Here is a 24239-nt window from a genome sequence, read left to right as displayed (position 1 = left end):
GGCCGCTTTCGGTCTCCGAAGGGAGTTTCCGATGACTGTGGTCCGCATGGCCTCCGTCGCCGCCGCGATTGTGCTGATGGGCGGCTCCTCAGCCCACGCCGCGAAGTTCGTGTTCGATATCCAGATGACGTCGCAGACGAACTGCAACGCGGTCGACTGCATCGCGGACGATCGCTTCGTTCCCTACAGCCACAAGCTGACGATCGACTTCACGCCGGCGCGGCGGCTCGACAACACGACGATCAACTCCCAAGGCGAGGTGCTCCGCATCGTTTCGCTGCTGGGCCCGGCCACGGGGGGGCCGCCGGATGCGGACCTCCTGGCGCTGAGCGGCGTGGACGGCGACCAGGTCCGGTATCGGGTGTTCGCGACCCAGGTAGACGTCGGCGTTCCCCCGTACCGGGGTGACTCCCAGGCCTTCATCAGCAGCAACGGCGGCCGCGTCTTCGACACGGATCCGGGCGTCGTGAGGCAGGACGGCTACTACTTTTCCCTCTCGACGCTGCCGGTGCGACAGACCTTTCTGCCGTACGGCGGCCTTACAACCACCAACGACCTCTACGTGATGCTGCGCGGTCTCGACGCCAACGGCGGCTTCGAAGTGATGGGCGGCGTGAGCCACGATGACTACGCGTTCAATCCTGAGACAGGCGAGATGCTGCGCGACGACAGCTACTCGGTGGCGCGACGCGGCACGGCCAGGCTCAATGTCGCCGAAAGCGTCGTTCCCGAGCCGGGGACCTGGGCGTTGCTGATCCTGGGCTTCGGCGCGATCGGGATGGCGTTGCGGCGGCGCCCGGTCATCATGGCCTGAGGCGTACGCCGGAACCTCGCGCGGGGTCTGCGGGGCCGATGCGTCGCCATGGCCGGGCATCTTTAGCTCGCGCCAAGGCCAAGCTCGTGCTTCTCTGACGGGAGAAATCGGGGAGCGCGCTGTGAAGTTGATCGCACTTGTCACCGTCGTCGCGGCGCTGGCCGCCGGGCCAACCCTGGCCCAAGGCACGTTCAACAGCGGCAGGAAGCCCGCGACGGGCTTCGGGGCGCCGTCGTCCTCCGCGCCGCGGCCGTCCTATGGCGTCGAGGCCCACCAGCCCCCATCAGGCAGCGCCAGAACCTATGGGACCCCGCCGTCCGCCGGGGGCGGGTTCAAGTCGTACGAGCCGTACAAGTCGAGCTCGGTCTATGCGAGCCCGAAGCCGTCGACGTCGGGCGCCAAGCCCTGCGAGACCAGCGTCTACGTCAACGCCTGCGACAAGCGCCGCTGAGCTTCGCAGTCGGCGGTCCGAAGGCCGCCGGATCAACTTTCTGCGCGCGACCCGCCCGCGATGGGGCGGCTTGATTTTCTGGCGCTTTCCCCCTACATGCGCCGCTCCAATCCACACGCGGGTGTGCGGGCCTGGCAGGGAGACATCCTGTTCAGTCCGTTCCGGTCCTCCCCAGGGAGGGTTTGCCCGCGGCGGTTCAACCGGAAGAAAGACGAGATACAGACGATGGCTCTGCCTGAAATTTCCATGCGCCAGATGCTCGAGAGCGGCGCCCACTTCGGCCACCAGACGCACCGCTGGAACCCGAAGATGGACAAGTACATCTTCGGTTCGCGCTCCAACATCCACATTATCGACCTGTCGCAGTCGATTCCGCTGCTGCACCAGGCGCTGGTGAAGGTGCGTGAAGTCGCCGCCGGCGGCGGCCGCATCCTGTTCGTGGGCACGAAGCGTCAGGCGTCCGAGCCGATCGCGACCGCCGCGAAGCGTTGCGCCCAGTACTACGTGAACCACCGCTGGCTGGGCGGCACGCTCACCAACTGGCGCACCGTGTCGGGCTCGATCGCGCGCCTGCGCGAAACCGACTCGCTGGTTTCCGGCGACGGCCAGGGCCGCTCGAAGAAGGAGCTGCTGCAGCTGACGCGCGAGCGCGACAAGCTGGAGCTGTCGCTGGGCGGCATCAAGGACATGGGCGGCATCCCCGACCTGATGTTCGTGATCGACACCAACAAGGAAGCGATCGCGATCCAGGAAGCCCGGAAGCTGAACATCCCGGTCATCGCCATCCTCGACACCAACTGCAACCCGGACGGCATCACCTATCCGATCCCGGGCAACGACGACGCCGCGCGCGCCATCCAGCTGTACTGCGACCTGATGGCCGACGCGATCCTGGACGGCCTCGCGGCCGGCCAGTCGGCGGCGGGTGTCGACCTGGGCGCCTCGGTGGCCCCGATCGAGCCCACGCTGGCCCGTGAACTGACGCCGGAAGTCGCGGCTGAGCCCGCGGTGTCGGCGCCGGAAGCGGCGGCTCTCGAAGCCGAGATGACCGCGGCCGCCGAGCCGGATACCACCGCCGCGGAGGCCGTGACGGCCGACGCCCAGGTGGAAGGCGGCGCTCCCGCGGCGAGCGAAGAACAAGCGGGCTAAGGCGCCTCCGGGCGTCTGGCTGTCACAAAACCCTGACGACGGGCCCTCACATGGGGGTCCGTCGTGATTCAAAGACCTAAGAGGAGCTGACCATGGCGGAAATCACCGCTGCGCTGGTCAAGGACCTGCGCGAAAAATCCGGCGTTGGCATGATGGACTGCAAGAAAGCCTTGCAGGAAAACAACGGCGATATCGAAGCGTCGATGGACTGGCTGCGCACCAAGGGCCTGGCCAAGGCCGCCAAGAAGGCCGACCGCGCTGCCGCTGAAGGCCTCGTGGCCGGCAAGATCGGCGCCGACGGCAAGACCGGCGTGCTGGTCGAGTTCAACGCTGAAACCGACTTCGTGGCCAAGAACGACCAGTTCCAACAAGCCGCCCGCGACTTCGCGGACGTGGCGCTGGCGGTCGGCGGCGATGTGGCCGCGATCTCGGCCGCCAAGACGGCCAAGGGCGAAGTGGTCTCGGACGTGGTCACCAACCTGATCGCGACCATCGGCGAGAACATGCAGCTGCGCCGCGCGGCCAAGCTGTCGGTCGATGCGGGCGCCGTCTCGCTCTATCTGCACAACAAGCAGGGCGACGATGTCGCCAAGCTGGCGGTGCTGGTGGCGCTGGAAGGTGCGGGCGACCAGGCGACCCTGGCCGAAGTGGCGCGCAAGATCGCGCTCCACGTGGCTGGCACGCCTACGCCGCCGCTGGCCCTGAACGCCAGTGAGCTGGACCCGGAAGTCGTCTCGAAGGAGCGCGAAATCCAGGTGCAGATGGCGATGGAGTCGGGCAAGCCGAAGGAAATCGCCGAGAAGATGGTCGAGGGCCGGATCCGGAAATGGCAGGAAGAGGTCGTGCTTCTGGCGCAGCCCTTCGTCATGAACCCGGACCAGACCATCGAGCAGCTGGTCTCCGAGACGGCCAAGGAGGTCGGCTCGCCGGTGACGGTGAAAGGCTTCGTGCGTCTCGCCCTGGGCGAAGGCGTGGAAAAAAAAGCTGACGACTTCGCCGCCGAAGTGGCCTCGATGACCGGCCAGGCCTAAACCGCCTGACGTGACCCAAAAGAGGGCGCGGTACGTTCGACGTACCGCGCCCTTCCTGTATGTTCCCCCGACACGTCGCCAGGATTCCGCCCGCATGCCCGTACAGCCGCGCCACAAACGCATCCTCCTGAAGCTGTCGGGGGAGGCCGGCGTCGGCGGCGACAAGTTCGGGATCGATCCCGCCACCCTGGCCGCCGTGGCCGACGAAATCGCCCAGGTCGCGCGCGCCGGCGTGCAGATCTGCGTGGTCGTGGGCGGCGGCAACTTCTTCCGCGGGGCCGCTCTGGCCGAGGCCGGGATGGAACGGGCCAGCGCCGACTACATGGGCATGCTGGCCACCATCATGAACGCGCTGGCGCTGCAGTCGTCGCTTGAGAAGGTGGGCGTGTTCACCCGCGTGCAGTCAGCGATCCCGATGGAGGCGGTCTGCGAGCCCTACATCCGTCGCCGTGCCGTCCGGCACCTGGAAAAGGGCCGGGTGGTGATCTTCGCCGCGGGCGTTGGCGCGCCCTTCTTCACGACCGACTCGGGCGCCGCCCTGCGCGCCGCCGAGATGGGCTGCGAGGCCCTCTACAAGGGCACCAGCGTCGATGGCGTCTACACCGCCGACCCCAAGAAGGACCCCAGCGCCCAGCGTTACGAGACGCTGAGCTACCAGGACGTCCTGGCCAAGAATCTGAAGGTCATGGACCCGTCCGCGGTCAGCCTCATGCGCGACAATCACATCCCGATCGTGGTCTTCGACATCCGCGAACGGGGCAATCTGCTCAAGGTGCTCAACGGAGAAGGCGTCTTCACGACGATCGCCTAGCCGCTACAGTCCAATTCCAAGACAAGACGACGGAGACGCCGCCATGGCCACCACCGAGAAGCCCGTGATCTCGAAGTACAAGGATCGCATGGATAAGGCGGTCGCGGCGCTGCAGGACGAGTTCGGCTCGCTGCGGACCGGCCGCGCCTCGTCCAGCCTCCTGGATCAGATCCGCGTCGACGCCTACGGATCGCAGACGCCGCTGAATCAGGTGGGCGCGATCAGCGTTCCGGAACCGCGGATGATCACCATCAACGTCTGGGACCGCGCACTGGTCGTGTCGGTCGAGAAGGCCATCCGCGCTTCCGACCTGGGGCTCAACCCCGTGGTCGACGGCACCACCCTGCGCCTGCCGATTCCGCCACTCACGGAAGATCGTCGAAGGGACCTGGTGAAGCTGGCCGGCAAGTATGCCGAGCAGCAGCGGGTGGCGATCCGCAACGTGCGTCGCGACGCCAACGACGACTGCCGCAAGGCCCAGAAGGACGGCGTCATCTCCCAGGACGAGGAGAAGCGCATGGAGACCGAGGTGCAGAAGATCACCGACGAAGCCATCAAGCGCGTGGACGAAGCCTTGAAAACCAAAGAACAAGAGATCATGCAGGTTTGATCTCGTAGGATCGCGTTTCCCGATGGCCGCCGCCGACAATCCAGCGATTTCGGACCGTCCCGAGGGGCGGCCTCTGCACGTGGCGGTCGTCATGGACGGCAACGGCCGCTGGGCGAAGCAACGCAGTCTGCCGCGGCCCCTGGGCCACCGCGCCGGCGTCGAAGCGCTGCGCCGCACCGTGTCTGCGGCGCCCAAGCTCGGGATCGGCTGGCTCACGGTCTTCGGCTTCTCGACCGAGAATTGGAGCCGTCCGGCCGCCGAGGTCGCCGAACTCATGGCGCTGCCGAAGCGCTACTTCGAGACCGATCTGGACCGGCTGAACCGCGAGGGCGTCCGCGTGCGGGTGATCGGCCGCCGCGAGGGTTTGTCGCGCGAACTGGTGCGACTGATCGAGGACGCCCAGGCCCGGACGGCGGACAACACCGCCTTCCATCTGGATATCGCCTTCAACTACGGCGGCCAGGCCGACATCGCCGAGGCGGCCCGCCGCTTCGCCGCAGACGTCGCGGCCGGCCGGCGCAAGCCCGAGGACCTGGACGAGGGGATGTTCGCGGGGCTGCTGGCCACTGCGGGTTCGCCGCCGCCGGACATCATCGTGCGCCCCAGCGGAGAACAGCGCCTTTCGAACTTCCTCCTCTGGGAGGCGGCATACGCGGAACTGGTTTTCCAGGACGTACTCTGGCCCGACTATGGCGAAGAGCACCTCCGAGCCGCCCTGACCGAATTCGCGGCCCGTGACCGGCGCTATGGCGCAATCGTTGCCGATGACGTCCTCGCCGCCGGTTAAGCGGTTTGACTGGACCAACCTTGGCCTGCGCGTCGCGTCGGCCGCGGTGTTGGGACCGGCCGTGCTGGCGGCGGCCTGGTTTGGCGGCTGGCCCTATCTCGTAGTCATCGCGGTCGGCGTGGCCTTGCTGGCCATTGAGTGGGGCGGCATGAGCGCGCCCGTAGCGCCCACGCGGGTCGCGGCGGCTGTCGCGGCGGCTGTTCTTATAGCTGTTTTCGTGGGTTACCGCGGCGACTTCATCTGGGCGTGGGGCGCGATCCTCCTGAGCGCAGGCGCAGCCGCCATCATCGCGCGCGGCATCGCCGAGCGGCCCGCCGACACGGCCTACGGCGTGCTCTACATCGCGCCCGCCGCGCTCTGCCTCGTGTGGCTGCGTTCCACGAACCAGGGGCATTGGTGGACGATGATGCTGTTCGCGGCGACCTGGGCGGCGGATATCGGCGCATTCGCTGTCGGCAGCACGCTCAAGGGGCCCAAGCTGTGGCCGCGCTTCTCGCCCAACAAGACCTGGTCCGGGTTCGTGGGCGGCCTGGCGGCCGCGACGGGGGCAGGGGCCCTGATGGCGGCTCTGCCGGCGTTCCAGCTCAACGTCTTCGCGGCGGGCTTCATCGGGCTGGCCGTCGGCCTTGCGACCATGGCCGGCGACCTCTGGGAATCGGCGCTGAAGCGGCGGTTCGGCGTCAAGGATTCCGGGGACCTGATCCCGGGGCATGGCGGTCTGCTGGACCGCGTCGACGGCCTGATGTTCGCCGTCGTGGTCATGGCCGCGCTGCGGCTCGCCAATCACTGGGGATGGGGACATTGAACCTGCCACGCAAGGTCAGCGTCCTGGGCTCCACGGGATCGATCGGGGTGTCGACCCTCGACCTGTTCGAGCAGGCGGGCGTCGACATCGAGGTGATCGGCCTGACCGCCGGGCGCAACGTGGCGCGGCTGGCCGAGCAGGCGCTGCGCTGGCGACCGCAGGTGGCGGTGATCCAGGACGAGTCGCTGCTGCCGGAGCTGCGTGAACGGCTGAAGGGCTCGGGTATCCGCAGCGAAGCGGGGGACCAGGCGGTCGCCGACGTGGCCGCGGCGGACGCCCAGTGGGTGATGTCGGCGATCGTTGGATTTGCAGGCCTGGCGCCCACGTTGGCGGCGGCCAGGGCCGGCGCGGTGGTCGCGCTCGCCAACAAGGAAAGCCTTGTCTGCGCCGGGCCGTCTCTGCTTCGGACGGCGAAGCTGGCGGGCGGCGCGGTGATTCCGGTCGACTCGGAGCACTCGGCGATCTTCCAGGTGCTGGATCCAGCGCTCGCCGAGTCGGTGTCGCGACTGATCCTGACCTCGTCAGGCGGCCCCTTCCGCAACGCCACGCGTGAGGAGATGGCCAACGCCACGCTGGAGCAGGCCCTGGCGCACCCGAATTTCTCGATGGGCGCCAAAATCTCGATCGATTCCGCGACGATGATGAACAAGGGCCTGGAGGTTATCGAGGCGGCCTACCTGTTCTCCATGCCTCCGGAACGGATCGAAGTCCTGGTTCACCCGCAACAGATCATCCACAGCATGGTGGAATACGCCGACGGCTCGACGCTGGCCCAGCTGGGGCCGCCCGACATGCGGCCGCCGATCGCGTGCGCCTTCGCCTGGCCCGACCGACTGTCGTGGCCTGCGCCGAAGCTCGACCTGGTGACGGCCGGCCCGCTGACCTTCCAGCATCCCGACCCAGCCAAGTTCCCGGCGCTTTCCATCGCCAAGCAGGCGCTGCAAGCGGGTGGCCAGGCCCCGGCGGCGATGAATGCGGCCAACGAGCGCGCCGTTTCGGCTTTCCTTGACCGGCGCATCCGCTTTCTGGATATCCCCAACGTGGTCGCGGAAACTCTCGAGCGAATGGACCGAACGGCCGACCTCTCCACACTCAACGACGCCGTGGAGAGCGCGAGACAAACCGACGCCGCGGCCCGGCGCGTTGCGGATGAGGTCGTGGGCGACCTCGCCGCAGCCTAGGAGTAGAAGCTCCCGATGCAGTTTCTCCAGAACGTCTTCCTCGCGGTCATACCGTTCCTGCTCGTCCTGGGCGTGGTGGTGACCGTTCACGAGCTGGGGCATTTCCTGGCGGCCAAGGCGCTGGGCACCAAGATCGACCGGTTCTCGATCGGGTTCGGGCGCGCGATCGCGGCCTGGACCGACAAGTCCGGCGTCGAGTGGCGGCTGGGCTGGGCGCCGATCGGCGGCTACGTCCGGTTCGCCGGCGACGACAACGCCGCCAGCATCCCGGACGCCGAAGACTTGAAGACCATGCGCCGTGACCTGATCGAGCAGGGCAGGGGCGCCGAGATCTCGCGCTACTTCCACTTCAAGCCCATCTGGCAGCGGGCGATCATCGTGGCGGCCGGGCCGATCGCGAACTTCCTGCTGGCCATCGCCATCTTCGCCAGCCTGCTGATGGCGCTGGGCGAGTGGGTGGTGCCGGCGCGAATCGCCGTGGTGGAGCCCAACACCGCGGCCGCAGCCGCCGGCTTCAGACCGGGCGACACGATCATCAGCGCCGCAGGCCGCAAGATCAGCCGCTTCGACGACATCAAGGAAGTGGTCGCCGTCCGGGCCAATGTGCCGACGCCGTTCGTCGTCGAGCGCGACGGCCGCCAGGTGACGCTGGTGGCGACGCCGCGCTGGCGGGTGTCTCAGGATGCCGTCGCGGGCACCCAGAAGCTGGGCTCGCTGGGCATCCGCCCGGCGCAGCAGCCGTCCGACTTCATCCAGGTCCGCTACAACCCGATCGAGGCGGTCGCCCGCGGGACCGAGAGGACGTGGCGCACGCTGGAGACCACGATCTACTACCTGGGCCGGATGATCACCGGCCAGGTCCATGCCGACGAGCTGCGCGGCCCACTGGGCATCGCCACGGTGACCAAGAACGTCGCCCAGCTGGGCGCCGACGGTTCGAGCGGGCCCCTCGACACGGTTGTGCGCGCCAGCCTCAACCTGCTGCAGTTGGCGGCCCTGATCTCGGTGAGCATCGGCTTCATGAACCTGCTGCCCGTACCCGTCCTCGATGGCGGCCATCTGATGTTCTATGCGTACGAAGCCGTGGCCCGGCGCCCTCTTGCCGCCAAGGTTCAGGCGGCAGGGTACCGCGTGGGCCTTGCGCTCGTTCTCGGATTGATGTTGTTCGCGACCTGGAACGATTTGCAGCGCTTGAATGTGTTCAATCTGTTCGGCGGCCTATTCTCCTAGGCCTGCTCGTCCCTCAAACGGCTGATTCGATGCTTAGAAACCGCGTACCCTGCGCCGCGATCGCCTCCGGCCTTGCCCTCCTGTTGGGCTCGACCGCTCTCGTCGCCGTGCCCGGTGTGGCGGCCGCCCAACAGATCCAGGGCGGCGTCGTGCAGCGCATCCTGGTTCAGGGCAACGAGCGCATCGAGCAATCGACCGTCGTGTCGTACCTGCCGGTGTCTCCGGGCGAGCAGATCGATTCGGCTCGCGCCGACCTGGCGCTGAAGGCGCTGTTCCGGACCGACCTGTTCTCGGACGTGAAGATCGACTTCCAGAACGGCGACCTGATCATCACCGTGGTCGAGAATCCGATCATCAACCGGGTTATTTTCGAGGGCAACTCGGGCCTCAAGGAAGACAAGCTGCGTGACGAGGTGACCGTGCGCCCGCGCGGCATCTTCACCCGCGCCAAGGTTCAGGGCGACGTATCGCGGATCGTCGAGCTCTACCGCCGTTCCGGCCGGATCTCGGCCACTGTGACGCCGCAGATCATCGAGCTGCCTCAGAAGCGCGTCGACCTGATCTTCAAGATCGACGAAGGCCCCAAGAGCGGCATCCTCTCGGTCAACTTCCTGGGCAACAAGGCGTTCGGCGACAACGACCTGCGCGACGTCGTGGTCACCGAGGAGACGCGTTGGTTCAAGTTCTTCTCGAACAACGCCAACTACGATCCCGACCGGCTCGAGTACGACAAGGAGCAGCTGCGCAAGCACTATCGCAACCGCGGCTACTACGACTTCCGGGTCTCGTCGGCCGTCGCCGAGCTGGCGCCCGACAAGAACGGCTTCGTCGTCACCTACACGCTCGATGAAGGTCCCCGGTACAAGTTCGGCAAGATCGCCGTCGAGACCGAGCTGCAGAAGCTGGACAAGGACGTCCTGGTCTCGCTGGTGCCCATCCGCAGCGGCGGGACGTACCAGGACGAGGCCATCGAGCAGTCCACCGATGCGCTGACGTTCGCCGCCGGCGCCGCGGGCTTCGCCTTCGTGGATGTCCGTCCGCGCTACACCCCCGACCGCGAAAAGGGCGTCGTCGACGTCACCTTCCAGGTCGCCGAGGGCCCGCGTGTCTACGTCGACCGCATCGATATCGTCGGCAACACCCAGACCCTGGACTACGTGATCCGCCGCGAGATGAGCGTGGTCGAGGGCGACGCCTACAACCGCGCTCTGGTCGATCGCTCCAAGCGCCAGATCCGCTCGCTGGGCTTCTTCAAGGAAGTCGACATCACCGAAGTGCCGGGCTCGGCGCCCGACCGCACCGCCCTGCAGGTGAAGGTGGAAGAGCAACCGACGGGCGAACTGTCGTTCTCGGCCGGCTATTCGTCGGTGGACCAGCTGGTGCTGGACCTGGGAATCACACAGCGCAACTTCCGCGGCCGTGGTCAGGACGTCCGCGCCCGCGTGTCGGTGGGCTCGCTGCGCCAGCAGCTGGACTTCTCGTTCACCGAGCCGCGCTTCCTGCAGCGCGACGTGTCAGCCGGCGTCGATCTCTACGGCTACCGCTACGACCTGTCGGAGTTCTCCGCCTACAAGACCACGACCTACGGCACCACGCTGCGCGCCAACTTCCCGCTCAGCATCGATAGCCGCGGGGCCGTGCGATACACCCTGCGGTCCGACGACATTGAGATCGACAACGCGCTCTGCGATCCCTCCCTGGGCGGCGGCTTCTCCTCGGCGTTGTGCGACCAGGTCGGCACGTTCGTGACCTCTTTGATCGGCTATGGCGCGCGCCTCGACCGGCGGAACGACTACCTGAACCCGACGCGCGGCTTCTACATCGACTTCAACCAGGACCTCGCCGGCCTGGGGGGCGACGTGAACTTCGTCCGCACCGATCTGGAAGCGGCGTGGTTCCATGGCTTCACCAAGGACTTCATCCTGTCCGTGACCGGCTCGACCGGGTACGTGCTGGGCTGGGCCGGCGACAGCGTTCGGATCAACGATCGCTACTATCGCGGCGGTCTGACCTTCCGCGGCTTCGAAACGGCCGGCATCGGGCCCCGCGAAAGCAGCGCCTTCCGCGCCGATGCCCTGGGCGGCAAACTGTACGCCATCAGCACGGTCGAACTGACGGTTCCGACCTTCCTGCCCGAGCAGTACGGGATAAAGGCGGCGCTGTTCTCGGACGTCGGCACGCTGGGCAAGCTGGACAAGGAAGACAAGCTCTACCGCGCCGGCGACGTCGATTGCCTGAACCCCAGTATCGTCAGCCCGACGGATCCGACCCAGACGATCCCGAACCTGGCCGTGCCAGGCACCCGCAATACCTGTATCCGTGACGACCTTTCCCTGCGCGCCTCGGCAGGCGTCAGCGTCTTCTGGAAGTCGCCCATGGGTCCGATCCGCTTCGACTTCAGCCGCGTTTTGGCCAAGGAAGACTACGACAAGACCGAGACCTTCCGGTTCTCCACCTCAACCAGGTTCTAGGAAACATGACCTTCAAGACTTTTGCCGCGGCCGGTACCGCCGTGGCCCTGGCGCTCACGGGCGCGACGGCCTTCGCTCAAGCCCCCGGCGCGGCGCCTGCGCCCGCTACGACCGCCCAGCCGGCGATGACCCACGGGGCCGCCGTCCCCGGCGTCTGCGTGGTCTCGGTGGACGCCGCGATCGTGAGCTCCACGGTCGGCAAGAACGCCCAGCAGCGTCTGCAGCAGATCGCTACCCAGGTGAACGCCGAACTGCAGGGTGAGCGCACCGCGATCCAGAACGACGCCAAGGCTCTCGAGGGCCAGCGCAACACGCTGGACGCCAACACGCTGGAACAGCGCGCGGCGACCCTCCAGGTCCGGGACAATGCGTGGCAGCGCAAAGCCCAGCAGCGCGAACGCGAACTGCAGGTGACCCAGCAGAAGGTGCGTGAGCGCCTGGGCCAGGAAGTCTCGCCGCTGCTGCGTACGGTCTATCAGCAGAAGCAGTGCTCGGTGCTGCTCGACGGCGCCGTGGTCTTCGCCAATCCGGCGATGGACCTCACGCCCCAGCTGGTCACGGCGCTGAACGCCAAGATCACCCAGTTCACGATCGAGCGTGAGCGCCTGGATCAGCCGGCCCCGGCGGCGGCCCCGGCCGCGGCGGCGGCTCCGCGCCGATAAGCACGACGCGCGGGTCGAGTCCGACTAGAAGGCTCGAGTCATGCCCGATCCGCGCTTCTTCGAAGACCTGGGCCCGGTCCCGCTGGGCGAGCTCGCGCGCCTGACAGGCGCCGAGCTCTCCAGCGAGGCTGAGCGCCTCATCAGCCGCGTCGCCGTCCTGGCCCACGCCGGACCTGACAGCATCACCTTCCTGAATGACCGCAGGTACGCGGCCGAACTTGCGCGCGCGCGGCCGGGCGCCTGTTTCCTGCCGCGCGACGCGGCGGATTTGGCGCCGGAAGGCTGCGTGGTGCTCATCGTCGCCAATCCGCAGGCCGCCTATGCCCTGGCCGCTGCGCGCCTGCACCGCCCGCGCCTGGGGGGCAGTCAGCCCGTGGCCGCGGACGCACGGCTCGAAGAAGGCGTCGTGTTGGGGGCAGGAGCCGTCGTCGGGCCTGCTGCGCAGATCGGGCGCGGCACGAAGATCGGCGCGAACGCCGTGATCGGTCCAGGCGTAGCCATCGGACGCGACTGTGACATCGCCCCCAATGTGACGGTCGGCTTCGCCCTGATCGGCGATCGGGTAAAGATCCTGGCCGGCGCCCGCATCGGCGAGCCGGGCTTCGGCGCCACCGTGGGCTCCAAGGGGCTGATCGACATCCCACAGCTGGGCCGCGTGATCATCCAGGACGGCGTCACGATCGGGGCCAATACGACTATCGATCGTGGGGCGTTCGACGACACGGTGATCGGCGAGAACACCAAGATCGACAACCTGGTGCAGATCGCACACAACGTCCGGGTGGGACGCAACTGCGTCCTGGCCGCCCACACCGGCATCTCCGGCAGCGTGACGATCGGCGATGGCGCCCAGTTTGGCGGCCAGGCCGGCGTGGCCGACCACATCGTCATCGGAACCGGCGCCCGCGTCGCCGGCGCGGCGGGGGTCATGAAGGACATTCCGGACGGCGAGACCTGGGGCGGCGTGCCGGCGCGCCCGCTCCGAAACTGGTTCAAGGAAACGGCGTGGCTGGCGCGCATGGCGCACCGCCGGGGGGGACAGGACAAATGACGCGCAAGGCGCCGGTGGGGGCCGACCCCACTACCATCGACATCACCGAGATCCTTCAGCGGATCCCGCACCGCTATCCGATGCTGCTCGTGGACCGGTGCGAGGAGTACAAGCCGCACGAGAGCATCGTCGGCATCAAGTGCGTGACGGTGAACGAGCCCTTCTTCCAGGGGCATTTCCCCAACTATCCGGTGATGCCGGGCGTGCTGCTGATCGAGGCCATGGCCCAGACCGGCGCGATCCTGATGTCGAAGTCGCTCGAGGTGGATACGGCCGGCAAGGCGATCTTCTTCATGAGCGCCGACAACTGCCGCTTCCGCCAGCCCGTGCGGCCGGGCGACGTGGTGCGGATGGCCGTGAAGGTGGTGCGCCACCGGGGCGATATTTTCAAGTTCGCGGGCCAGTGCCTGGTGGGCGACAAGGTCGCCGCCGAGTGCGAGTTCGCCGCCATGGTGGTGGAGACCTGATCCCTTGGCCGTAGAAGTTCACCCGACCGCCCTGGTCGCCAAAGGGGCCCAGCTGGCCGATGGCGTCAGCATCGGCCCCTACTGCATCATCGGCGAGCACGTCGAGATCGGCGCACGCACCCAGGTGCTGGCTCACGTCGTCATCGAGAACCGCACGCGGATCGGCGAGGATTGCTCAATCCGCAACTTCTCGAACCTGGGCGGCCCGCCGCACCACACGGGGTACAAGGGCGAGCCCACCGAACTCATCATCGGCGACCGGAACAAGATCTGGGAGCATGTGACGATGCACATCGGCGGCCCGGGCGGCGAGGGCGTCACGCGGGTGGGCGACGACGGCATGTACATGGCCACCAGCCACGTCGGGCACGACTGCATCGTCGGCGACAACGTGATCCTGGCCCACTCGGCGACCCTGGGCGGTCACGTGGTGGTGGGCGACTTCGTGATGGTGAGCGGCCTGGCCGCCGTTCACCAGTACTGCCGGGTGGGCCGCTACTCGTTCATCGGCGGCCTGGCGGCGGTGACCAAGGACGTGATCCCCTACGGCATGGTCTGGGGCAATCACGCCCATCTCGAGGGGCTGAACCTCGTGGGTCTGAAACGCCGCAACTTCAGCCGCGAGACGATCAGCGAGCTGCGCTCGGCCTATCGCCTGATGTTCGCCGAGGAAGGCACGTTCCAGGAGCGGATCGACGACACCGAGACGGCGTTCGGCAAGAGCGCGCCGGTGATGGAGATCATCGACTTCATCCGCGCCGACGCCAGCCGGCCGCTCTGCCTCCCGGAGCGCGAGGTCTGATGCTCAAGCTCGGCCTCATCGCCGGGGGCGGGGGGCTGCCGGTCGAGATCGCCGAGCACTGCCAACGGTCCGGCCGTCCGCTGTTTGTGGTGCGGTTGAAAGGGTTCGCCGGCGATGCGCTCGCGCCCTATGCCGGGGCCGAGGTCGGCATCGCCGAACTGGGCAAGTGCATCAAGGTGCTGAAGCGCGCGGGCTGTCAGGCGATCTGTCTGGCGGGAAACGTGGCGCGTCCCGATTTCACCAGCCTCGTGCCGGACCTGCGCGGGCTGACCCTGCTGCCCAAGGTGATCGCCACGGCCCGCAAGGGTGATGACGCTCTGCTGCGCCTGCTGGTCACCGAGTTCGAGAAGGAAGGCTTCGCCGTCGAAGGCGCGCACGACGTCATGGACGACCTGACCCTGGGTGCGGGGCCTTTGGGCCGCCACACGCCCGGCGAGGAGACCCTGGGCGATGCTCTGAAGGCGCTGGACGTGGCGCGCGCCATCGGACGGCTGGACGTCGGGCAGGCCGCCGTCGTCTCTCGGGGCCTAGTGCTGGCGGTCGAGGCTCAGGAGGGGACGGACGCCATGCTGTCGCGGGTGGCCGAGTTGCCGGCCCACCTGCGCGGTAAGCCGGGGGCTGGCCTGGGCGTGCTGGCGAAGGCGCCAAAGCCGATCCAGGAGACGCGGGTCGACCTGCCGACCATCGGGCTGGCCACCATCCACGGCGTGGCCCGGGCAGGATTGGCCGGGATCGTGGGGGAGGCGGGACGGCTCCTCGTGCTGGATCGGGAAGAGACCATCGCGCTCGCCGACGAGTTGGGCGTCTTCATCCTGGGCGTCGAGCGTCCCGCCGAATGAACACGCGCCCACTCACCGTGATGCTGGTGGCGGCGGAAGCGTCGGGCGACGACCGTGGCGCGGGGCTCGCCCGTGCGCTGAAGCGCAAGTTGGGCGATGGCAACGTACGGCTGGTGGGCGTCGGCGGTTCGCGCATGGCGGCCGAGGGCGTCGAGAGCCCGTTCGACATCGCCGAGCTCTCGATATTCGGCCTGACCGAGGGCCTCATGGCCTATCGCAAGGTTGTGCAGCGCGCCGACGAGACCGCGGCGCTGGCGGCGCGCGAGCGGCCTGACCTGGCGGTGCTGATCGACTCGTGGGGCTTCACCCTGCGGGTGGCACAGCGGCTGCGACGCCAGGCGCCGAAGCTGCCGCTCGTGAAGTACGTGGCCCCCCAGGTGTGGGCCTCGCGACCCGGGCGGGCCAGGACCGCGGCGGAGGCGTTCGACCTGCTGCTCACCATTCACGCCTTTGACGCGCCGCTGTTTGAACGAGAAGGCCTGCAGACGGTGTTCGTGGGCGACGCGACACTCGCCATCGACTTCAGCGAGGCCGACCCCGGCCGCCTACGCGCCTTGATTGGGGCGGGGGCGGACGACTCGATCCTGCTGGTCCTACCGGGCAGCCGCCCCAGCGAGATCCAGCGGATCCTGCCCGTCTTCGAGGACGCTGTGGCGATCCTGAAGGCCGCGAGGCCGGACCTGCAGGTGGTGATCCCGGCCGCACCCACGGTGGCCGAGACGGTGAAGACTCAGGTCGCGGGCTGGCGCCATCGGGCGCACGTGGTGGAGGGCGAGCGCGCCAAGCGTGACGCCATGAAGGCGGCGACGGTCGCGCTGGCCTGTTCGGGGACCGTGACGACTGAGCTGGCGCTGGCGGGCTGTCCGATGGTGGTCGCCTACCGCCTGGCGCCGGTGACCTACGCCGTGCTGAAGCTGCTGATCCGTACGAAGTACGTGACGCTGTTCAACATCGCCGCGCAGGATTTCGTGGCGCCCGAGATGATCCAGGCGGATTGCAACGGGCCGGCTCTGGCACGCGAGGTTGCGCTGCGTCTCGACGACGCCCCGCTGCGCGCCCGGCAGGTCGAACGCCAGTCCGAAGCGCTGCTCAAGATGGGCCGCGGCGGCCCCGATCCCAACGATGCGGCGGCCGACGCGGTGATCGCGATGGCGACACGCTAAGGCACGATCTGCGGGCCAAACGAAAAGGGCCGGACCCTTGGGTCCGGCCCTGATGCGTTAGGGGCTGCGGCGATCAGCGCTTGTCGATCGCCGTGTAGCTGCGCAGCGGCGCGCCCGTATAGATCTGGCGCGGACGGCCGATCTTTTGCGACGGATCCTCGATCATTTCCTTCCACTGCGAGATCCAGCCCACCGTCCGGGCCAGGGCGAACAGCACGGTGAACATCTCGGGCGGGAAGCCCAGGGCGCGCAGCGTGATGCCCGAGTAGAAGTCGACGTTCGGGTAGAGCTTGCGCTCGATGAAGAACTCGTCGTTGAGCGCGATCTTCTCCAGCTCCATCGCCACCTGCAGGAGCGGGTCATTCTCGGCGCCCACTTCCTTCAGCACCTGGTGGCAGGCCTGCTGCATCACCTTCGCGCGCGGGTCGTAGTTCTTGTAGACCCGGTGGCCGAAGCCCATGAGCAGATAGCGGCGGTCCTTCACGCCCTGAACGAATTCGGGGATCCGATCGACCGTCCCGATCTCCTTCAGCATGTTGAGCGCTTCTTCGTTCGCGCCGCCGTGCTTTGGGCCCCACAGCGAGGCGATGCCCGCCGCGATGCAGGCGAACGGGTTGGCGCCCGACGAACCGGCGAGGCGGACGGTCGAGGTCGACGCGTTCTGCTCGTGGTCGGCGTGCAGGATGAAGATGCGGTCCATGGCCTTGGTCAGGACCGGGTTGGGCTTCCAGTCCTCGGCCGGAACCGAGAAGCACATGCGCAGGAAGTTCTCGGCGTAGGACAGGTCGTTGCGCGGGTACACGAACGGCTGGCCGCGCGAGTACTTGAAGGCCCGCGCCGCGATCGTCGGCATCTTGGCGATCAGCCGGTGCGCCGAGATCATCCGTTGTTCCGGATCATCGATATCGGTGCTGTCGTGGTAGAACGCCGACATCGCGCCGACCGCGCCGCACATGATCGCCATCGGGTGAGCATCCCGACGGAAGCCCTGGAAAAAGCGGTCGAACTGCTCATGCACCATGGTGTGGTACGTGATGTTCTTGTCGAACTCGGCAAACTCCGAGGCGCTGGGCAGTTCGCCGTGCAGCAGCAGGTAGCAGACCTCGAGGAAGCTGGACTTCTCGGCCAGTTCATCGATCGGGTAGCCGCGATGCAGCAGGACGCCCTTGTCGCCGTCGATGAAGGTGATCTTGCTTTCGCAGGACGCCGTCGACGTGAAGCCCGGATCGTAGGTGAAGACGTCCGCCGCGCCGTACAGCTTGCGGATGTCGATCACCGGCGGGCCGTCGGTACCCGTCAGCACCGGGAGCTCGACCGATTTTCCGCCGAATTCGAACTTCGCCGTGTCGCCCATAAGACCCCCTTCGCGCCTGCGATATGAAACACTTGTTGGGCGATTATACCTTTTACGCGGAGAGCGAAAGCGCGTCGTCGATGCGGCCCAGACTCTCGTCGCGGCCCAGCGCCGTCATGGCTCCGGCGAGGTCCGGCGCCGGCGCGCCGCCCGAGAGAATGGCGCGCAGCTGCGGGCCGAACTTGCCCATCCCGACCCCTTCGGACTCGGCGAACTGGCGCAGTCCCGCCTCGAGTCCCGGGACGCTCCAGTCGGACACATTTGCGAGAGCCGCGCGCAGGCGCGAGATCCGGCCGTGCAGGTCGGCGTCGGCCAGCTGCTCACGCGCCTTCTCGGGCAGGCCCAGAGGTCGGGTCTTTAGGACGAACAGAACCGCGTCGGCCAGCTCCAGGGTGGTCTTGGCGCCGTCGCGCACGAAGGGGATGGTCCGCGCGATCAGCGCCTCATCGCCCTGCTTCACCGCAACGTCGCGGCTCTTCAGGATCTTGATCACCAGGTCCGCGAGGCGAACCGGGTCGGCCTGCCGGATGTAGTGGTTGTTGAGGTGATTGAGCTTGGCCCAGTCCAGACGGGCCGGGGCGCTGACCACGTCGATGATGTCGAACCAGGCGATCGCCTGTTCGTCCGAGAAGATCTCGTCGTCGCCATGGCCCCAGCCCAGCTTGGCCAGATAGTTGCGCATGGTCTCGGGCAGGTAGCCCATATCGTCGAACTCGGTCAGCGCCTGGGCGCCGTGACGCTTCGAGAGCTTGCCGCCGTCCGGGCCGTGGATCATCGGCAGGTGCGCCCAGACCGGGATGTCCCAGTCCAGCGCCTGGTAGATGATCGTCTGGCGCGCGGCGTTGTTCAGGTGGTCGTCGCCGCGGATCACATGGGTGATGCCCATGTCATGGTCGTCGACGACGACGGCCAGGTTGTAGGTGGGGTTTCCGTCCGAACGCAGCAGGATCAGGTCGTCGAGCGTCGTGTTCTGGAAGGTCACGTCGCCCTTGATGGCGTCGCGGACGATGGTCTCGCCGTCGAGGGGGCACTTGAGACGCACGGCATAGGGCCGGTCGGGCCAGGTCGACGGATCCGCGTCGCGCCAGGGCGAACGGACGACGCGGCCGGCGGCGCGGGCGGCCTCACGCTCGGCGTCGAGCTCCTCGGCGGTCAAGTAGTCGCGATAGGCCTGACCGCGCTCCAGCAGTTCAGCCACGGCCTCGCGATGGCGGTCGGCGCGCTGGAACTGGAACACCGCCGGCTCGTCGGTCTCGAGGCCCAGCCACTTGAGACCCTCGAAGATCACGTCCACGGCGGCTTCGGTCGAGCGCTCGCGGTCGGTGTCTTCGACGCGCAACAGGAACGCGCCGCCGCGGTGACGCGCGTATAGGTAGTTGAACAGGGCGGTGCGCGCCGTGCCAATGTGCATCATGCCGGTGGGCGACGGGGCGATCCGGGTACGAACGGGGCGATCAGTCATAGAGGGCGTGGGCGAACTCGAGGGGAATGGGAACCGCGCGGCCAGCGTCGCGGCGGCGCCTCTTAGCACGCGGAATCGGCCCCGGCCTAATCTGACACCTCCGAGTTTGCGACGGATCGGGGCGTGGCTGACCGATCAGGCCGACGCACAGATCGAGCGGTGGACACTGTGGACGCCAGTGGCGCTGGGGTGCGGCTGCGCGGCGTACTTCGGCCTGATGCGCGAGCCGCAGGCGTGGGTGGCGTGGGCGCTGCTGCCGGTCGTGGCGGCGCTGCTGGTCGCCACGCGGTGGAGCGTCACACGGGCGATGACGATGGGCCTGGTGCTGGCGGCCTGCGCCGTCGGCAGCTTCATCGTGGCGAAGCTGCGGGCCGAGGCGGTCAAGGCGCCGGTGGCCCGGGCCGGCGCGCGACCGCAGCCGGTCGAGGCCTGGGTGGTCGATATCGCGCAACCGGGGGAGGGCGGCCAGCGGCTGTTGCTGGCCCCGATCCGGGTGGGCGATTGGGACGCCCAGACGACGCCGATCCGGATGCGCGTCACGCTGCGGCCCGGGACGCCGCTGCCGCGGCCGGGAGAGGTGGTGAGTCTCCTGGCGATTGTGAACCCGCCGCCGCCGCCGGCCAGCCCGGGCAGCTACGACTTCGCCCGGGACGCCTACTTCGAGAGTGTCGGCGGCGTCGGCCTGGCGTTGCGGGCGCCACGCGTGACGACGCCGGAGAACCAAGCGCCCTGGCGGCTCAGGCTGACCATGTGGGTGAACGCCCAGCGCTGGGCGCTGACCGAGAAGATCGTGGCGGCCCTGGGTCCCGAGACCGGCGGGCTGGCGGCGGCGATGACCACGGGTCACGAGGCGTTCATCCCGAAAGAGCAGGTGGAGAACCTGCGGGCTGCGGGCCTCGCGCACATCATCTCGATCAGCGGCCTGCACATGGCCATCGTGGGCGGCTTCGCGTTCGCTGCCGCGCGGCTTCTGGTGGCGGCCTGGCCATGGCTGGCGCTCCGGGTCTCGGGCAAGAAGGTGGCCGCGCTGGTGGGGCTGGCGGCGGTGGGTGGGTATCTGGTGCTGTCAGGCGCGCCGCCGCCGGCCGAGCGGGCCGCGATCACCGCGGCGGTGGCGTTCGGGGCGATCCTGGCCGACCGGCAGGCGATCAGCCTGCATGCGCTGGCGCTGGCGGCCATGGGCGTGCTGCTGCTGCAGCCCGAGGCCGTGACCGAGCCGGGGTTCCAGATGAGCTTTGCCGCGACCGCCGCGCTGGTCGCCCTGGCCGAGGTCTGGCCGCGGCCGGTGAAGGAGATCGAGGTCCCCTGGTGGATCCGCTGGCCGCAGGCGGCGATGACCTGGACGGCGGCGAGCCTGGCGGTGAGCTTCGTGGCGGGCCTGGCCACGGGGCCTTTCGCGATCCAGCACTTCAACCGCGTCTCGACTTGGGGCCTGTTCGCCAACCTCGTCGTCGCGCCGATCTCGTCGTTCCTGATGATGCCGGGCCTGGCGCTGGGCGCGGCGCTCACGCCATTCGGCCTGGGGCAGGCGCCGCTGGAGGTGGCGGGGTGGTCGATCGGGTTGATGAACCAGGTGGCGGCGACTGCGGCCGGCGCGCCAGCGGCGCAGGTGGTGATCCCCAGCGCGCCGGACTGGGTGCTGCCGGCCAGCTTCCTCGGACTGCTGTTCGTCTGCCTGTGGCGCGGGCCGTTCCGGTGGGCTGGCCTGCCGTTGGCGCTGGCGATCCTGTGGGCGCCCCGGCCTGCGGCTCCGGATGTGTGGGTGAGCGCCGACGGGGCGGCGGTGGCGGTTCGGGAGGGGCGTGAGAGCGTCCTGCTGCGGCCCGATGTGAAGCTGTTCGGCGCTGAGTTGTGGTCGCGGCGACGCGGGCTGACGCCGGTGATCAGCGAGCCCGAGCGGGACGCGCGGTTCCAGTGCGACCGGTGGAGCTGCCTGGCGAAGGCCGAGGCTCCGGTGAAGTTGGCGGCGGCGTGGAACCTGAAGCGGCCGTTGAAGGCGGGCAGGTTGGAGGCGCTCTGCACGGGAGCTGACGTGGTGATCCTGCGGAACAGCTTCAAGCCGGAGAGTTGCGCGGCGCCGCTGGTGCTGACGGGGGCCGACTTCGCGGCGGGCGGCTCGGCCGAGCTCTATCGGCAGGGCGGCGGCTGGCGGATCGTCTGGGCGCAGGACCAGCGGGGGCGGCGGCCGTGGACCTGGGGGTATGACCCGCGATGATGTTCGCCAGGCCGCTGCGCGAGCGGGTCCGGTCGGGCGAGATCACCACCAGCGTGCGGATCTGGCTGACGCCGCGGGTGAAGGTGGGCGGGCGCTACCGGCTGCTGGACGGGTTCATCGAGGTGACGCGCCTGCGGGAAGTGGACCTGGACGACGTCACCGAGGCCATGGCGCGGGAGGGCGGGTTCGAGAGCCTGGAGGCGCTCATGAAAACCGCCCGCCACGGGCGTGGCGAGCGGGTCTTCATCGTCGATTTCGTATGGGTCAGTGGTAGCGGCGGATGAGGCCGACCAGCTTGCCCTGCACGGCCACCTGGTCAGGGCCGAAGATGCGGGTCTCGTAGGCGGGGTTGGCGGCTTCGAGGGCGATGGACGCGCCCTTCTTGCGCAGGCGCTTGAGGGTGGCTTCCTCGCCGTTGACCAGGGCGACCACGATGTCGCCCGAGACGGCGCTGTCGGTGCGCTTGATGACCACGAAGTCGCCGTCGAGGATGCCGGCGTTGATCATCGAGTCGCCGGCGATCTCGAGGACGAAGTGCTCGCCCGCGCCCAGGATGCTCTCAGGCACCGGCATGCGGTCGCGTTCCTGCTGGATCGCCTCGATCGGCGTGCCGGCGGCGATCTTGCCGAGGATCGGCAGTTCGCGGCTGTCGTTGGCGGCGACCGCGACCGCGGAGCCGGCCTCGACCAGCTGGGGTTTGAACGGGGCCCGACCCTTGGGCGGGGCGGCGGCGGTGGCCTGCTGCGGCAGCTTCACCACTTCCAGCGCCCGGGCGCGGTGGGGAAGGCGGCGAAGGAAACCGCGCTCTTCCAGGGCGGTGATCAGCCGGTGGATGCCGGACTTGGAGGCCAGATCGAGGGCCTCCTTCATCTCGTCGAACGACGGTGAGACGCCCGATTCCTTGATCCGCTCGTGGATGAACATGAGCAACTCATGCTGCTTGCGGGTAAGCATTTCAGGACCTCGCAGAACAAACCGCCAACTTCTGTCGATGTTCTCTAGGTGTTCCGCGTTAATGTCAAGTTACACCTAGGCCCACTGAAATCGTTGCGGTTTTTCTCATGTAGAGCCGACTCAGCCCAGCAGGGCGCGAGTCGCCGCGGTGACGTCGGCCTGGCGCATCAGGCTCTCGCCGACCAGCATGGCGCGGGCGCCGGAGGCCTCGAGGCGAGCGGCGTCGGCGGCGGTGAACAGGCCGCTCTCGGTGACCAGCAGGGCGTTCGCCGGCGCGAGCGCGGCGAGGCGCTCGGTGATCGCGAGGTCGACGGTGAAGGTCCGCAGGTCACGGTTGTTCACCCCGACGAGGTCGGCGCCCAGCCGTCCGGCGCGGGCCATCTCGGCCTCGTCATGCACCTCGACCAGCGCGTCCATGCCGTGGGCGCGGGCCTCGGCCATCAGGTCGGCGGCCAGCGCGTCGTCCACCATCGCCAGGATCACCAGAATGGCGTCGGCGCCCAGCGCGCGGCTCTCGGCCACCTGCCACGGGTCGACCAGGAACTCCTTGCGGATACAGGGCAGCGAGACGGCGCCGCGGGCGGCGGTGAGGTAGCTGTCGGCGCCCTGGAAGCTGGGCGTGTCGGTGAGCACCGACAGGCACGCCGCGCCGCCGGCTTCGTAGGCGCGGGCCAGTGCCGGCGGATGGAAGTCCGCGCGGATCAGGCCCTTGGACGGCGAGGCCTTCTTGATCTCGGCGATCAGGGCCAGGCGGCCGGGGCCGTGGGCGCGCTCCAGGGCGGCGCGGAAGCCGCGCGGCGCGCTGACGCCGGCCGTGGAGATCGCGGGGCGGGCGGCCTTCCGCTCTGCGACCTCGTCACGCTTATAGGCAGCGATCTTCTCGAGAATATCGGCCATCAGGAGTCCAGCGACCGCGGCGCGATCTCGACCAGCTTGTCGAGTGAGGCCTGGGCGCGGCCGTCGTCGATGACCCGGGCCGCCAGTTCGACGCCTTCGCGGAGGGTCTCGACCTTGTCGCCGACCAGGAAGGCGGCGGCGGAATTCAGCAGGACGATGTCGCGGTAGGGGCCGGGCTTGCCCTTCAGCAGGTCGCGGAGCGCCACGGCGTTCTCGGCCGGCGTGCCGCCGGTGAGGTCGGCCAGCGCGGCGCGCGGCAGGCCCACGGCTTCGGGCGTCACGGTGAAGAGGCGGACCTGGCCTTCGCGATACTCGGCGACGCTGGACTCGCCGGTCGTCGTCATCTCGTCCATGCCGCCGCCGTGGACCACCCAGGCGCGCTCCGAGCCCAGGGCGCCCAGCACCTGGGCCAACGGGGCCACCCAGCGCTCGGCGAAGACGCCCACGACCTGGCGCTTGGCGCCGGCGGGGTTCGTCAGCGGGCCCAGCAGGTTGAAGATCGTGCGGAAGCCCAGCTCGCTGCGGATCGGGGAGACGTGGCGCATGGCGCCGTGGTGCGACTGGGCGAACAGGAAGCAGATGCCGGCTTCATCCAGCGCCTTGAACTGGCGCTCGGGCCCGGCGTCGATGGCCACGCCCAGTTCCGACAGCACGTCGGCGGCGCCCGACTTCGAGGAGAGCGCCCGGTTGCCGTGCTTGGCGACCTTGAGGCCGCCGCCGGCCGCCACGAAGCCCACGGCGGTCGAGATGTTGTAGGTGTGCTGGCCGTCGCCGCCGGTGCCGCAGACGTCGATCGTGGGGTAGGGCGGCTCGATATGGATGGCCGCCTTGCGCATGGCCCGCGCGCACGCGGTGATCTCGCCCATGGTCTCGCCGCGCATGCGCATGGCGGTGAGCGCCGCGCCCACCTGCGCCGGGGTCGGCTCGCCGCGCAGGCAGGCGGCGAAGAAGTCGCCGGCGTCCTCCTCCGACAGCGTGCCGCCGTCGGCGAGGCGCATCAGCAGGGGCTTGAAGGCGGCGGACATGAAGGCTG

Annotated in this window: 24 protein-coding genes; 19 read left to right on the top strand and 5 right to left on the bottom strand. The window is 68.5% G+C overall.

The features are described 5' to 3' along the window. Window positions 1-31 precede the first annotated feature (31 nt). From ACQ66R_RS01470 to lpxB, 17 genes are all read left to right on the top strand, one after another. Window positions 32-814, top strand: coding sequence for a PEPxxWA-CTERM sorting domain-containing protein (locus ACQ66R_RS01470; protein WP_430418584.1), 783 nt, complete (start codon window positions 32-34; stop codon window positions 812-814). Window positions 815-935: 121 nt separating this feature from the next. After that, window positions 936-1265, top strand: coding sequence for a hypothetical protein (locus ACQ66R_RS01465; RefSeq protein ID WP_430418582.1), 330 nt, complete (start codon window positions 936-938; stop codon window positions 1263-1265). A 225-nt stretch (window positions 1266-1490) separates the two neighbouring features. After that, entirely contained in the window at window positions 1491-2414 is a 924-nt protein-coding gene (gene rpsB / locus ACQ66R_RS01460; protein ID WP_430418580.1) for a 30S ribosomal protein S2, read from the top strand. 92 nt (window positions 2415-2506) lie between these two features. Next, complete coding sequence (gene tsf, locus ACQ66R_RS01455; protein ID WP_430418578.1) at window positions 2507-3445, top strand: translation elongation factor Ts; 939 nt, start codon at window positions 2507-2509, stop codon at window positions 3443-3445. A 94-nt stretch (window positions 3446-3539) separates the two neighbouring features. Beyond that, window positions 3540-4256, top strand: coding sequence for a UMP kinase (gene pyrH / locus ACQ66R_RS01450; protein WP_430418576.1), 717 nt, complete (start codon window positions 3540-3542; stop codon window positions 4254-4256). A 43-nt stretch (window positions 4257-4299) separates the two neighbouring features. After that, window positions 4300-4866: a ribosome recycling factor gene (gene frr / locus ACQ66R_RS01445; protein WP_430418574.1), complete on the top strand. Its 567-nt coding sequence runs from the start codon at window positions 4300-4302 to the stop codon at window positions 4864-4866. 22 nt (window positions 4867-4888) lie between these two features. Further along, window positions 4889-5653: a polyprenyl diphosphate synthase gene (gene uppS, locus ACQ66R_RS01440; protein ID WP_430418572.1), complete on the top strand. Its 765-nt coding sequence runs from the start codon at window positions 4889-4891 to the stop codon at window positions 5651-5653. Beyond that, on the top strand, window positions 5631-6458 hold the full coding sequence (locus tag ACQ66R_RS01435; protein WP_430426182.1) for a phosphatidate cytidylyltransferase: 828 nt from the start codon (window positions 5631-5633) through the stop codon (window positions 6456-6458). Before uppS ends, ACQ66R_RS01435 begins: the two co-directional genes overlap by 23 nt. After that, window positions 6446-7639: a 1-deoxy-D-xylulose-5-phosphate reductoisomerase gene (gene dxr, locus ACQ66R_RS01430; RefSeq protein WP_430418570.1), complete on the top strand. Its 1194-nt coding sequence runs from the start codon at window positions 6446-6448 to the stop codon at window positions 7637-7639. Before ACQ66R_RS01435 ends, dxr begins: the two co-directional genes overlap by 13 nt. 15 nt (window positions 7640-7654) lie before the next feature. Then, window positions 7655-8869 (top strand): RIP metalloprotease RseP, encoded by a 1215-nt coding sequence (rseP, locus tag ACQ66R_RS01425; protein ID WP_430418568.1) that lies wholly within the window; start codon window positions 7655-7657, stop codon window positions 8867-8869. 29 nt (window positions 8870-8898) lie between these two features. After that, complete coding sequence (bamA, locus tag ACQ66R_RS01420) at window positions 8899-11340, top strand: outer membrane protein assembly factor BamA (RefSeq protein WP_430418566.1); 2442 nt, start codon at window positions 8899-8901, stop codon at window positions 11338-11340. A gap of 5 nt (window positions 11341-11345) precedes the next feature. Further along, window positions 11346-12002 (top strand): OmpH family outer membrane protein, encoded by a 657-nt coding sequence (locus tag ACQ66R_RS01415; RefSeq protein WP_430418564.1) that lies wholly within the window; start codon window positions 11346-11348, stop codon window positions 12000-12002. Window positions 12003-12042: 40 nt separating this feature from the next. Beyond that, window positions 12043-13053 carry a UDP-3-O-(3-hydroxymyristoyl)glucosamine N-acyltransferase gene (gene lpxD / locus ACQ66R_RS01410; protein WP_430418562.1) on the top strand — a complete coding sequence of 337 codons (1011 nt, stop codon included), beginning with the start codon at window positions 12043-12045 and terminating at the stop codon, window positions 13051-13053. Then, window positions 13050-13520, top strand: a complete 471-nt coding sequence (gene fabZ / locus ACQ66R_RS01405; protein WP_430418560.1) for a 3-hydroxyacyl-ACP dehydratase FabZ — start codon at window positions 13050-13052, stop codon at window positions 13518-13520. The genes lpxD and fabZ overlap by 4 nt, the downstream gene beginning before the upstream one ends. Before the next feature lie 4 nt (window positions 13521-13524). Further along, the gene (lpxA, locus tag ACQ66R_RS01400) at window positions 13525-14322 is read left to right on the top strand and encodes an acyl-ACP--UDP-N-acetylglucosamine O-acyltransferase (RefSeq protein ID WP_430418558.1); all 798 of its coding nucleotides are present in this window, start codon (window positions 13525-13527) and stop codon (window positions 14320-14322) included. After that, on the top strand, window positions 14322-15161 hold the full coding sequence (gene lpxI, locus ACQ66R_RS01395; protein WP_430418556.1) for a UDP-2,3-diacylglucosamine diphosphatase: 840 nt from the start codon (window positions 14322-14324) through the stop codon (window positions 15159-15161). Before lpxA ends, lpxI begins: the two co-directional genes overlap by 1 nt. Then, window positions 15158-16324: a lipid-A-disaccharide synthase gene (lpxB, locus tag ACQ66R_RS01390; protein ID WP_430418554.1), complete on the top strand. Its 1167-nt coding sequence runs from the start codon at window positions 15158-15160 to the stop codon at window positions 16322-16324. The genes lpxI and lpxB overlap by 4 nt, the downstream gene beginning before the upstream one ends. A 73-nt stretch (window positions 16325-16397) precedes the next feature. On the opposite strand, the gene gltA is transcribed toward lpxB, so the two are convergent. Both gltA and gltX read right to left on the bottom strand, forming a co-directional pair. Continuing rightward, entirely contained in the window at window positions 16398-17678 is a 1281-nt protein-coding gene (gene gltA, locus ACQ66R_RS01385) for a citrate synthase (protein ID WP_293361745.1), read from the bottom strand. A 52-nt stretch (window positions 17679-17730) separates the two neighbouring features. Then, window positions 17731-19140, bottom strand: a complete 1410-nt coding sequence (gene gltX, locus ACQ66R_RS01380; protein WP_430418552.1) for a glutamate--tRNA ligase — start codon at window positions 19138-19140, stop codon at window positions 17731-17733. A gap of 106 nt (window positions 19141-19246) precedes the next feature. Here gltX and ACQ66R_RS01375 point away from each other — a divergent pair, with 106 nt between their 5' ends. Together ACQ66R_RS01375 and ACQ66R_RS01370 are read left to right on the top strand one after the other, a co-directional pair. Further along, window positions 19247-21355 (top strand): ComEC/Rec2 family competence protein, encoded by a 2109-nt coding sequence (locus tag ACQ66R_RS01375; protein WP_430418550.1) that lies wholly within the window; start codon window positions 19247-19249, stop codon window positions 21353-21355. Continuing rightward, window positions 21352-21639, top strand: coding sequence for an ASCH domain-containing protein (locus ACQ66R_RS01370; protein ID WP_430418549.1), 288 nt, complete (start codon window positions 21352-21354; stop codon window positions 21637-21639). The genes ACQ66R_RS01375 and ACQ66R_RS01370 overlap by 4 nt, the downstream gene beginning before the upstream one ends. On the opposite strand, the gene lexA is transcribed toward ACQ66R_RS01370, so the two are convergent. From lexA to trpD, 3 genes are all read right to left on the bottom strand, one after another. Next, window positions 21620-22309, bottom strand: coding sequence for a transcriptional repressor LexA (gene lexA / locus ACQ66R_RS01365; RefSeq protein WP_293361737.1), 690 nt, complete (start codon window positions 22307-22309; stop codon window positions 21620-21622). The genes ACQ66R_RS01370 and lexA overlap by 20 nt on opposite strands. A gap of 120 nt (window positions 22310-22429) precedes the next feature. Further along, window positions 22430-23206, bottom strand: coding sequence for an indole-3-glycerol phosphate synthase TrpC (gene trpC, locus ACQ66R_RS01360; protein ID WP_430418547.1), 777 nt, complete (start codon window positions 23204-23206; stop codon window positions 22430-22432). After that, window positions 23206-24231 (bottom strand): anthranilate phosphoribosyltransferase, encoded by a 1026-nt coding sequence (gene trpD, locus ACQ66R_RS01355; protein ID WP_430418546.1) that lies wholly within the window; start codon window positions 24229-24231, stop codon window positions 23206-23208. Before trpD ends, trpC begins: the two co-directional genes overlap by 1 nt. Between the last annotated feature and the right edge of the window lie 8 nt (window positions 24232-24239).

Origin of the sequence: Phenylobacterium sp. (assembly GCF_965284355.1) — a bacterium.
Classification (GTDB): Bacteria; Pseudomonadota; Alphaproteobacteria; order Caulobacterales; family Caulobacteraceae; genus Phenylobacterium.
Note: the sequence above shows the minus strand (reverse complement) of the source record. Positions and strands in the feature narration are given on the sequence as shown.